This is a genomic window from Geobacter sp. SVR (assembly GCF_016865365.1).
Taxonomy (GTDB): domain Bacteria; phylum Desulfobacterota; class Desulfuromonadia; order Geobacterales; family Pseudopelobacteraceae; genus Pelotalea.
Genome location: NZ_AP024469.1, coordinates 795,664 through 806,679 on the forward strand (window position 1 = coordinate 795,664; position 11,016 = coordinate 806,679).

The following is an 11,016-nucleotide window of genomic DNA, read 5'->3' on the forward strand; positions in this document are numbered from 1 at the left end:
GGGGAGCAATCCGGAGGGGCAACAAAATTTTTAATTAGATATCACATCCATGAAAATTATAAAACGTTTTTGTGAATGATTTCATGGTCCCTGATGTTGCCATGTGCGGTCTGGTGGGGACGCCCCTGGCACTATCGCCACAGGCGCCGGGATCGGCGGGGGTATGGCAGGTTTCAATCAGTCGATGTTTCTTCGGAATTGGGCATACAGCGCCGGTATCAGTGCAAACAGCCTGAGGAAGGCGAATGAGGCGAGGACGCGCGGCGTGGCGATCCCGGAAAAGGAGTCAACTGTAGCCAGGCTGGCGCCGGCATCGACGAACACGAAGCCTCCGGGGATGATGCCGAACAAGGTACCTGTCATGAAAGTCCGCAGCGGCAGCCGGGTCAGGCTGGCGGCCAGGTTGATCAGGAGAGAGGGGAACAGCGGCACCAGCCGCAGAAATAACAGTAACTGATTCCGCGGAGCTCCAACTCGCGATTGAGTCCCTCCAGCCGCTGCCCATATCTGGACAGCATCCCGTGTATCATGATGGGCAGCTACCGGCGCTGCCATTGCAGCCATGTTCTCAGCAGCCTTCTGGGGAACGGTGTCAGGCGGGTACGGTTATAGGCGTCAGCCAACTTTTTGATGGCCTCGGCCTGGGTCGGATAAGGGTGGATTGTTGCGGCTATGGACCGCAGGCCCAGGCCGTTGGCGATGGCCAGGGAGAACTCGTTGATCATCTCGCCGGCATGCCGTGCAACGATGGTGGCGCCCAGAATCCTGTCGGTACCCCTGCGAAGGTGCACCCGTGCAAAACCTCCGGTTTCGCCGTCCAGCACAGCCCGGTCCACCTCGGTCAACGGCACGGTCAGGGTGGCGATCTCAAGGCCTTTTTTGTTCGCATCCCATTCATACATTCCGACATGGGCGATTTCCGGATCGGTGAAGGTACACCAGGGGATGGTCAGATCCGAGGTCTTCTGTCTGCCCCTGAACAGCGCGTTGGCAATCACGATGCGCGCCAGGGCGTCGGCGGTGTGGGTGAATTTGAAAGGAAAGCAGATGTCGCCGGCAGCGAATACGTTCGAGTTGGAGGTCATCAGGGTTTCGCTGACCGTGACCCCCCGCTTGTCGTAGGCAATGCCCGCCGATTCCAGGTCGAGCCCTTCCACATTTGGACGGCGTCCTGCGCCGACCAGGATCGCATCCACTGCCGTTTCCAGCCAGTGGCCATCTCTCCGAAAGGAGAGCACCCGCTCGTGGCCATGCCGTTCCACCCGCTCGATCGTGGCCCCGGTTTGCAGGTCAATCCCTTCGGCAATCAGGGTGTCATGCAGAATCCGTGCGGCATCGGGGTCCTCGCGCTCCAGGATCTGATGCCCGTGCTCCAACAGGGTGACCCGGCTGCCGAAACGGGCAAATGCCTGCGCCATTTCACAGCCGAGCGGGCCGGCGCCGATTACCGCCAGCCGTGCCGGCAGCTCGGTCAGCGAAAAGATGCTCTCATTGGTGAAATAGCCGGCTTCGGCCAAGCCGGGGATCGGTGGGGCAGCGGCCCGGGCGCCAGTGCAGATGGCTGCCTTTCTGAAAAGGAGGCTTTTTCCGTCCACCTCTACACAATCGGGGCCGGTAAAGCGTCCTTCGCCGATATAAACATCCACCCCCAGTTCGTCCCGGAACCGTGCAGCCGAGTCATGTCGGCTGATATCTGCCCGCAGGCGGCGCATGCGCTGCATGACCGCCGGGAAGTCGATCGCTGCTTCTTCGTTGCCGACAATCCCGAAACCTGCACCGGAACGGGCATCCCACAACGCCCTGGCAGCGCGGATGAGCGCCTTGGAGGGAACGCAGCCAACATTGAGACAGTCGCCCCCCATCAGGTGTTTCTCGATCAGGGCCACTCGGGCCCCCAGGCCGGCGGCCCCGGCGGCGCAGACCAATCCGGCGGTGCCGGCGCCGATCACCACCAGATTGTAGCGCCCGGCCGGCTGCGGATTGACCCAGTCGGGCGGATGGACGTTCCGGGCCAGTTCTCTGTTTTCGGCGGAATCGGGGAGGACGGTGACCGGTTTGGTCATGGAGACGTGATGAACGTCATGGCGGCCGAATTCATGCAGTAGCGCAGTCCGGTCGGCTTGGGACCATCCTCGAAGACGTGTCCCAGGTGCGCGTCGCAACGGCTGCAGACCACCTCGGTACGCTTCATGAACAGGCTGTTGTCGGGGCGTGTAGTGACGTTCTCCGGAGCGATCGGCTGCCAGAAACTGGGCCAGCCGGTGCCGGACTCGTATTTGTGTTCCGAGCTGTACAGGTCGTTGCCGCAGCAGACGCATCGGTAGATGCCTTTTTCGTGGTTGTTCCAGGTGGCGCCGCTATAGGCGGGCTCGGTCCCCTTTTCCCGGGTCACGTGATACTGCTCGGGCGTCAGCTGCTGGCGCCATTCCGCCTCGCTCTTGATCACTCTCTCGCTCATGACGTATCCTTTCGCGGCAGCCGAATACAATCTGATGGAGGCAGGCTGCTTGCCGGCCGCGCTGTGATCACCAGCCGGTGTTGTGGCCTGTCCGTCACAGGCTGCGAAAAATGCCGTGCCTATCAGCAGGACAACTGCTCGAAATATGGCTTTCATGGAGACCTCCTCGTGCCAGTCAGGCGGACAGGGTGCTTCTGCCGGGAGGAATGCGGTCTTCGCAGGGTACTTTGGTCTGGCACAGGCCGCAGCCGGCAGCGCTAACGCCGTAGGTTCCGGCAACGGCTTCCGTGACAGTGTCGTAGACGTAGGCGCGGCACAGCCGCTTGTCGTGCCCCTGGCTGGACAGGGCCTTCACCGGACAGCGCCCGATGCAGGCGCCGCAGGTTCCTTCCCGGTAAAACAGGCAGTTGGCGCGCCGGTCGGCATAGGTCTGCAGGGAGGGCTGCAGCCCAAGATCGGTGATGACGCTTCCCAGGCGGTGGGCGATTCCCACCGGGGTGATCAGGGCATCGTTCAGGCTGAAGGTGCCCAGCCCGGCGGCATAGGCGGCATGGCGTTCCGACCAGGTGGAAGCCACCCCTGCCGGCGAATCGCCCACCTCCCGCCAAGCCGGCATCAGTTGCGGGGGGGCAGCGCGATGTCCCTTCAGTTCCAGCCAAGCGGTGATGTGCCTGCGCAGGGCGACATTGACCTGCTCACCGAAAAATCTGGTAAGAGCCCATTGCCGGGAAGGAAATGTGGATTGTTGGCGGTTGCTGGCGCGTGTGGAAGCGGTGATCGGCAACACCCAGCAGATGACGGTGGCCGGTTGCCAGGGGGCCTCCGGAAAGGAAGCGGCGACCAGTTCGGCCGGGGTGAGGTGAAACTGCCCGATCACGGTTTTGTATTCGGTGAAGAGGGGGTTGTCGGCGCGGGCAAATGCGACCAGTGGTTCATCGAAGTAAGGTTGATCGCTGTCCGGAAAACGATTGGCAGGGGTTTCGCGAATAAATCTGCTGATCTCGTCCCGAATGATCTGTTCCATGGCTGCCTCCGGGGGTCGGCCCGCATGCGCGCCGGATGGGAAATCCGTATGATGATGGGTATGGCGCGGGGCGACCGGTAGGGTATGCCCCGCGTCAGGGATCTAGTTCTCCGTCATGAAGTGCCGTTCGTACAGATCCTCCAGTGCCTGGAGGTGACGGCTCTCCTCCTTGAGGAGCTGACCAAAGAGGTTCCCCATGGGCGCGCCGGCACAACCGTTAGCCACCTTGCCGTAGAAATCCACCGCCCCCTTTTCCAGGTGGATCGCATAAATCAGTGCTTCGCGCACGCCGGATTCGGGACCCAACTCCTGTTTCTTGAGGGTGTAGTCCAAATGCATGGTGGGAATGGTCTGGCTGAAGGCGGCTTCGCCTTCCATGCGCCCCTCCAGGAGTGCCTTTTCCAGCTGGTGCTTGTGCTCCAGTTCGTCAAGGGCGTTCTCCCTCAGTATCTCGCGTGCCCCCTTGTTGGTTACTTTACGAATAGCGGCAAGATAGTTGCGGAAACCTTCCTCTTCCATCTCGATCGCTTTTTCCACGGCAGCGTCGAACGTATAACAGACCTGGTTTTCTTCCATTGGTGACATCCTCCTGGGCATGGTACTTGGATCCTGAACCGATAACGCCATAATGCCGGAGCCCTGGAAGGGCTCGGACGCCACCGATTCAGATTAAAGAGCAATCTGCGGGAATGTTTTAGTTTAACGTAAACACACCTGCGTTTCAACAGCCATTTCCCGCTTGATGGCAGGTATGGCGCGGCTCAGGTCCGCCTAAAAAGACGCCCCGTCTCCGGAAGGAAGCGGGGCGTTGTGCATGGGAAGTCAGCGGCCGTTATGGCTCTATCAGGCGCGCGCTCTTGATGAAAACAGGTTCAACGGGCACATCGCCATGTCCTCCCTTGGTGCCGGTCTTGACCGCTCTGATCTGGTCGACCACCTCCATGCCGTCCACAACCTGGCCGAAGACGCAATAGCCGAAGCGGTCGGCCTGCTTGCTCTGGTGGTTGAGAAACGCATTGTCGACCACATTGATGAAAAATTGTGAGGTGGCCGAGTCGACTACTGCAGTACGGGCCATGGCCACGGTGCCGCGCGTATTGGACAAGCCGTTGGTTGCCTCGTTCTTGATGGCGAACTTGGGCTTCTTCTGTTCCAGGGCCTCGTTCAAGCCCCCTCCCTGGATCATGAAGTCCTTGATGACGCGATGGAATATCAGGTTGTCATAGAAGCCATCCTTGACATAACCGAGAAAATTCTTAACCGTGATAGGGGCTTTCTCTTTAAAGAGTTCAATGGTGATATCCCCCATTGACGTTTCAATCAGGACCTTCGGGTTCTGCTCGGACATCTGAAACCTCCCGTTAATTCGCAACCTTGTGCTCGATGCACGACGCGACTGTATACCACATTATACCGCGAAATTAAACTCCTTTTTCGTTTGTTCTGAAACGGCGGCAACGGGAATGCCTGCCCGGTCGCGTACGGATGGTTCCGCTTGCCGGTACGCACGTGTGTCCATCCCGCTCCGACAGGCGAAGAAACGGCGATCTCACCGATTCGGCGTTGCCAAAACAGGGGCGCTGGAGTATGGTTTGCTAAAACGTACATAACTGATGCTGTAATGGGGAGGAATTCATGAAAACTTCCGTTATGTGTGTGACACAGCTGTTGTTGGCAGCCTGTCTTTGGGCAGGGACGGCCTCGGCCATGCCGGACGGGCCCGGCTGCGAAAATGGAAAGCCGGCCATGCACCGGCATGCCTGCGGCGGGGTGGAGATCGGCGCGCCGGCGCCCCCGTTTACCCTGGAGGGGGTGGCGAATCTGGAGTTCAAAAACGTCAGCCTGAGTGATTTCCGGGGCAAGTGGGTGGTGCTGTTTTTCTATCCCGGCGATTTTACCCTGGTCTGTCATTCTGAAATCAAGGGGCTCGGCGGAGCAGTGGCCGAATTTACCCAAGCGAATGCCCAGGTGCTGGCCGTATCGGCTGACAGCAAATTTTCTCATCTGGCCTGGATCAAGAGTGGTGCTCTGGACACTCCGCAGTTCCCGCTTCTGTCTGATTTCAACAAACGTACCGCCCGGGCTTACGGCGTGCTGGACGAGAACAGTGGCCGTGCCCGGCGCGGTCTTTTCATCATCGATCCCAACGGGGTGGTACAGTACCAGGTCGTGCACAGCGACAAGATCGGTCGCAGCGTCGAGGAAACCCTGCGTGTGCTCAGGGCGCTGCAGACCGAAGAACTCTGTCCGCTCAACTGGAAGCCCGGTGAAAAACCCCTGGGGAAACCCTGATCTCGCAGCGGGAATAGTTCGTCATGGCACATACTGAAATCTGGACAACTCTCAAGGTCCTCAATTGGACCAGGGATTATCTGACCGAAAAAGGGGTAGAAAACGCCCGCCGGGAGGCTGAATGGCTGCTGTGTGCAGCCACCGGGCTGGATCGGGTCGGCCTGTACCTGAACTTCGAGCGGCCGCTCAACGAGGCGGAATTGGCCTCCTACCGCGGAATGGTGGCCCGGCGGAGCCGGCGTGAGCCGCTGCAGCACATTCTCGGGACCCAGGAATTCTGCGGACTGGAATTCGAGGTTTGCCCGGATGTGCTGATTCCCCGTCACGATACGGAGACCCTGGTAACGGAGGCGCTGGCACGGGCGCCGGGCGCCCGCAGCGTCCTGGACATCGGCACCGGCAGCGGTTGCATAGCGATTGCCCTGGCACGGCAGTTGAGTTCCGCGGCAATCACGGCCAGCGATATTTCCGGGGAGGCGCTGGCAGTGGCGCGCCGCAACGCCGAACGCAACGGAGCGACAGTGGAGTTTGTCCAAGGGTCCCTGTTCGAACCGCTGGTGGGAAGGCGTTTCGATCTGATCGTCTCCAATCCCCCTTACATTCCCAGCGCGGATATTGCGGGACTGGAGCCCGAGGTGCGCGAATGGGACCCCCGTGGGGCACTGGACGGCGGCCTGGACGGCCTGGATCTGTACCGCATCCTGATTCCGGCGGCGGTGGAACATCTGAATCCCTCAGGATGGCTGCTGGTCGAACTGGGGGCCGGCCAGGCGCCGGAGGTTGCGCGGATATTCCGTGAGTGCGGCAAGTATCGGGAGCCGATTATTGCTTCCGATCCGGCCAGCATCGAGCGGGTGGTGGGCGCGCAAAGTACCGCTCTCTGAGTCCTTTGGAAAACTATGACAGACTGTGCGGCGGCTGCCAGAACACCGGCGTGGTCCCTGTGCGTCGGAGACGCCGGTTCCCGTTTTTCGGGCGGATGGGGATGAGGCATGAAATCAGGAGATCCGATCACGGCAGCGCAAAGGGGATGGGACAATGACCGTCGATGAAATCAACCAGGTGCTGGCCGAGGCGGACCTTTTGGCCGGCGAAGCCGAGGTTTCGGCCGCCGTCGTGCGATTGGGCGCCGAGATCACGGCACGCCTGAAAGATGCCAATCCGGTAGTGATGTGCGTCATGAACGGCGGCCTGATCTTTGCCGGCCAGTTGTTGACCCGGCTGGTCTTTCCGCTGGAGGTGGATTATGTCCATGCCACCCGGTACGGGCACAAGACCAGCGGCGCCCGGCTGAACTGGACCGTCAGGCCGCAGCTCGACCTGCAGGACAGGACGGTGCTGCTGTTGGACGATATTCTGGACGAGGGCATCACTCTGGCTGCAATCGCCGAGCACTGCTGTCGGCAGGGGGCCTCCCGGGTGCTGACGGCGGTATTGGTGGAAAAGCTGCATCTGCGCAAGGTCACGCCGGGCATGCGGGCCGATTTTTCCGGAATAGAAGTGGGGGATCGCTTTCTGTTCGGCTACGGGCTCGATTACAAGGGGTACTGGCGCAATGCCCCGGGAATCTATGCCGTCAAGGGACTGTAGCCGCCGTTTCCGCCATTCATCAGGAGAGAACCACTGAAGTCTTCTTGGAAAATTTCTCGCGGTACATCCGCCTGTCGCTCGTTTTCAGGGCGAGCGGGAGTTCCGGTCCTGCATGCGCCGTAGCAACGCCAATCGATACGTTCAGGTTCAAGTGCAGGTCCGTAGCGTTCGCCTCATCACGGTATCTGCGTATCCTCTCGACCGTCGCTTCCGCTTCCCGCTCGTCCGTTCTCGGCAGCAGGATTGAAAACTCATCCCCCCCGATGCGGGCCACAATGTCTTCGGTACGAAAGGCCTGGAGGAGGACCAGGGCCGCCATCCGGATCAATCGGTCCCCTGCCTCGTGTCCCAGAGCGTCGTTGACTCCCTTGAGCCCATCCATATCGACCGTGATGATGCTTATCGGAAACTCCCTGCCTCGGGCCAGTCTCTTCAACTCCGCCTCGAAAAAGGCCCGATTGTAAAGATCCGTAAGAGGATCGTGGGTGCTCCTGTAGACCAGTTCCGCTTCAGCCTTTTTCCGCTCCGAGATGTCCTCTCCGATACTCGCCACCCCGCTTACCCTCCCGTCCGAGCCGTACAGGATGGTCCGGTTCCACGAGATGAGGCGCCGCACGCCGCTGCGGGTGGAGATCTCGTACTCGCCATGGCTGGGCAGGGACCCGTCCGCGATCTCCACCATGAACCTCTCTGTCAGGCCCCGGTGGCCGGGATTGAAGATCTCGAACCACCTGCGTCCCAGGACCTCTTCCCTGGGCCATCCGGTCAGCCTGAGAAGAAAGTCGTTGCAGAAGACGATGCGGCTGTCGAGATCGAGCTCTACTGCCAGGAGTTGGATGTTCTCCAGCGTTTCCCTGAAGCGCCGTTCCGATTCACGCAGGGATTGTTCGACCCATTTGCGTTCGAACAGTTGTCCGATCTGGCTGCCGAGCGGAGCTATCGCGTCGAGCAGGCCGGGATCGGGCTCCCGGGCGTCACGGCTGAAGAACTCCATCACCCCCGCTACGGTCCCACCCAGCACAATGGGAAAGGCAAAGGCCCCGCGCAGGCCGCTTTTCTCCGCAGCGGAGCGGCGGGGGAAATTCTCTTCCATCAGCACATCCGACACCCAGGCCGGGCTGCCGGCCGACCACACCCGCCCCGGCAGCCCCTCCTCGGGGTAGAAGGACATGATGCGGTTCAGCGCCTCAAACGAGGCGATATCCAGGTCCGGCCGATGCCACATGTCCAACAGCAGCAGCGTTTCCTTCTTTTGATCCATCCACCAGACGGTGCCCACTTCCCAGCCGATTGCCTCGCAGATCGTCTTCAGCACCCGCGGAATCGCTTCGCCGACCGTTGTCGACTCGGCCAGAATGCTGTTCACCGCGTGTTGCGAGGCGAGGCGCCATTCGGTCAGTTTGCGTTTCGAGATGTCCCGTACCAACTCGACCGCGGCTACGATCCTGCCCGTGGAGTCCCGTACCGGCGATACGGCGAACTCCAGTTGGCGGCGGGAGCCATCGGCAAAGAGCATCTCCCGCTCACCGCAGTGCACCTCTCCGTCCCGCAGCGCTTCGACCACGAGACATCCCTCACAATGGGACTCCCTGCCGTGATAGGCCCTGAAGCAGAGTTCTCCCGCATGGTCTCCCAGTAGTTCCGAAACGAACAGGTTCTGATAAAGAATGCGGAGATCCAGATCAACTACGGTGACCATGTCGGCAATGGCAGCGATGAACGCCTCGGTCCTGGCTCGTGCTTCCTGCGCCTCTGCCAGGGCGGCCGCGACCTCCTGGGCGAACTCCCGGGATATCCTGTGCATCTCATCCTGCTTGTCGTGGAGATCCTTGATCATGGTGTTGAAGGCGACGGCCAGTTCCTCGATCTCATCTCCGCTCTTGATCCGGATTTCCTTCTCCCCCCCTTCGAGGCCGGACAGACTCCTGATGTGGCCGGTCAGCGTGCGAAGCGGTGCGGTGAGGGCCCTCATGCTCAGCCAGACGATCGCCAGGGACACCAGTACGCCGACGATCACCGCCATGATCGCGAAACGGGTGGCCTCCCGAACCGGCGCATAGGCTTCCTCCAGGGGGTAATTGGCTGCCAGGATCCAATTGGTGGTTTTCAGTCCCAGGACGGAGGTCAGGGCCCGTAATCCCCTTGAATTCACGGTTTCCTCAGTCCCGTTGAATCCGGTGATCCCCTTGTCGAAGACACGATTGACCCCCGGCGGTACGTCCTGTTTCAGGATCCTGCTCCGGTCGGGATGCATGATCATGGTCCGTCGGGTGTCGTAGATGTAGATGTAACCGGTCGTGCCTATCCTTGTGCGGGCGTGTTCTCCCAGGAGGTTGTCCTTTGTCAGGTCGATGCTCCCCCCCAGCACGGCGATGATCGTGCCGTCAGGGCCGAAGACGGGGGCGGTGAACATCATGGTCGGATGGTGGTGGGTCTGCGACGAGAGAAAAGGGGCGGATATGACCGGTTTGCCCGACTCGATCGTTCTGCGGAAGTACTCGCGAAAGGCGTAACTTTGCCCCTGACGCCTCAGATCGGGAGATTCGGCGATCAGCCTGCCCTGTGAAGAGAAAAGGTAGATGCCGTTGTCGAAGAGCGTCAGCAGACCGGAGTCGCTACTTAGCAGGCGCTGTGCCAGGGAGTGGTCGGTGACGGCCCTGCCGGGAATGGTGGCCGCCTTGGCGATGATGGCATCCTGCGTGCGCTTGATGGTGTTGTCGAGGTCCCGTGCGATCTCGGTGATGAGGGCGTACTGCTGGGCAGCGATGGTGTCGCGGAAGCGCTTTTCGAAATAGGAGATGATCGGGAACGCGGATGCGACCATCAGCGCCGTTACCAGCAGGGAGACGACCAGGGACATCTTGGTTTTCAGGCTGACGAATCTTCGCACGAGTGCTCCATTATCGGTGGGCGCTGGACTGGCCTGCCAAACAGGGGAGAGACCGGGAGAAGGTTCCCGGCAGCCGCTACTGGCCGCGTGGTCGCCGTAGCTCCCGGTGCGGGATCATGATCGGACCGTTTTCAGATACTCCAGTACCTGTGCGGGATGCTGCTCGGCTTTCGCCACGGTGGGCCAATGTTTGCGGACAACTCCGTCCGGTCCGATTATTACGGTGGAGCGGATCGTGCCCATGGTCTTTTTGCCGTAGCTTACCTTCTCCCCATAGGCGCCATAGGCCTGCATCATGGAGGCATCAGGGTCCGACAGCAGTACGAAGGGCAGGTTGAAGGCCTCGATGAACCTGCCGTGGCTCGCCAGGCTGTCTTTACTGACACCCAGCAGCACTATGCCGCTGTCGTTCAGTGTTTGATGGCTATCCCGAAAGGCGCACGCCTCTTTGGTGCAGCCGGGGGTGTTGTCCTTGGGGTAGAAATAGATCACTACGGTCCGGCCGGCATACTGTTTCAAGTCATGTTGTTGCCCGTCGCTGCCGGGCAGCGAAAAATCGGGTGCCTGCTTTCCTTCCAATGCCATATCGCTTCCTCCTGAGATTATCCGTCGATTAGAGACGAGTCAATTTGTTCATTGTAATTGCAAAAAGGGCAAGATCAATCCTTTTTGAAGGCCGCAGATAAAAATGTTCGTCTTTTGACTTGGGTCAAAACATTTGCCCAGAGAAATAATAAAAAGGTGTTACACAAATCATAGGGC

At 60.2% G+C, this 11,016-nt stretch carries 10 protein-coding genes and 1 pseudogene; 3 read left to right on the top strand and 8 right to left on the bottom strand.

The features are described 5' to 3' along the window. Positions 1-177 precede the first annotated feature (177 nt). The 6 genes and pseudogenes from GSVR_RS03770 to GSVR_RS03795 form a co-directional block, all read right to left on the bottom strand. Positions 178-509 (bottom strand): annotated as a pseudogene (locus tag GSVR_RS03770) (TVP38/TMEM64 family protein); the annotation flags it as partial. 30 nt (positions 510-539) lie between these two features. Continuing rightward, positions 540-2,063: a mercuric reductase gene (locus tag GSVR_RS03775; RefSeq protein WP_173202059.1), complete on the bottom strand. Its 1,524-nt coding sequence runs from the start codon at positions 2,061-2,063 to the stop codon at positions 540-542. Continuing rightward, positions 2,060-2,614 carry a peptide-methionine (R)-S-oxide reductase MsrB gene (msrB, locus tag GSVR_RS03780; protein WP_239077450.1) on the bottom strand — a complete coding sequence of 185 codons (555 nt, stop codon included), beginning with the start codon at positions 2,612-2,614 and terminating at the stop codon, positions 2,060-2,062. Before msrB ends, GSVR_RS03775 begins: the two co-directional genes overlap by 4 nt. Positions 2,615-2,633: 19 nt before the next feature. Next, complete coding sequence (locus tag GSVR_RS03785; RefSeq protein WP_173202058.1) at positions 2,634-3,482, bottom strand: epoxyqueuosine reductase; 849 nt, start codon at positions 3,480-3,482, stop codon at positions 2,634-2,636. A 102-nt stretch (positions 3,483-3,584) separates the two neighbouring features. Further along, complete coding sequence (locus tag GSVR_RS03790; RefSeq protein WP_173202057.1) at positions 3,585-4,058, bottom strand: ferritin family protein; 474 nt, start codon at positions 4,056-4,058, stop codon at positions 3,585-3,587. Positions 4,059-4,314: 256 nt separating this feature from the next. Beyond that, positions 4,315-4,830 (bottom strand): peptidylprolyl isomerase, encoded by a 516-nt coding sequence (locus tag GSVR_RS03795; RefSeq protein ID WP_173202056.1) that lies wholly within the window; start codon positions 4,828-4,830, stop codon positions 4,315-4,317. A gap of 287 nt (positions 4,831-5,117) precedes the next feature. Between GSVR_RS03795 and GSVR_RS03800 the strand changes: the two genes are divergently transcribed. From GSVR_RS03800 to GSVR_RS03810, 3 genes are all read left to right on the top strand, one after another. Further along, entirely contained in the window at positions 5,118-5,774 is a 657-nt protein-coding gene (locus GSVR_RS03800; protein ID WP_173202055.1) for a peroxiredoxin, read from the top strand. Between the two features lie 23 nt (positions 5,775-5,797). After that, complete coding sequence (gene prmC, locus GSVR_RS03805) at positions 5,798-6,658, top strand: peptide chain release factor N(5)-glutamine methyltransferase (RefSeq protein ID WP_203978783.1); 861 nt, start codon at positions 5,798-5,800, stop codon at positions 6,656-6,658. A gap of 154 nt (positions 6,659-6,812) precedes the next feature. Next, positions 6,813-7,364 (top strand): hypoxanthine-guanine phosphoribosyltransferase, encoded by a 552-nt coding sequence (locus GSVR_RS03810; protein ID WP_173196367.1) that lies wholly within the window; start codon positions 6,813-6,815, stop codon positions 7,362-7,364. 19 nt (positions 7,365-7,383) lie between these two features. Here the strand turns inward: GSVR_RS03810 and GSVR_RS03815 are convergent, their stop codons facing one another. Both GSVR_RS03815 and GSVR_RS03820 read right to left on the bottom strand, forming a co-directional pair. Then, a complete protein-coding gene (locus GSVR_RS03815; protein ID WP_173196365.1) occupies positions 7,384-10,254 on the bottom strand; it encodes a diguanylate cyclase in 2,871 nt (956 codons plus the stop codon). 114 nt (positions 10,255-10,368) lie between these two features. Further along, positions 10,369-10,839 (bottom strand): peroxiredoxin, encoded by a 471-nt coding sequence (locus GSVR_RS03820; RefSeq protein ID WP_173196357.1) that lies wholly within the window; start codon positions 10,837-10,839, stop codon positions 10,369-10,371. Positions 10,840-11,016: the final 177 nt, after the last annotated feature.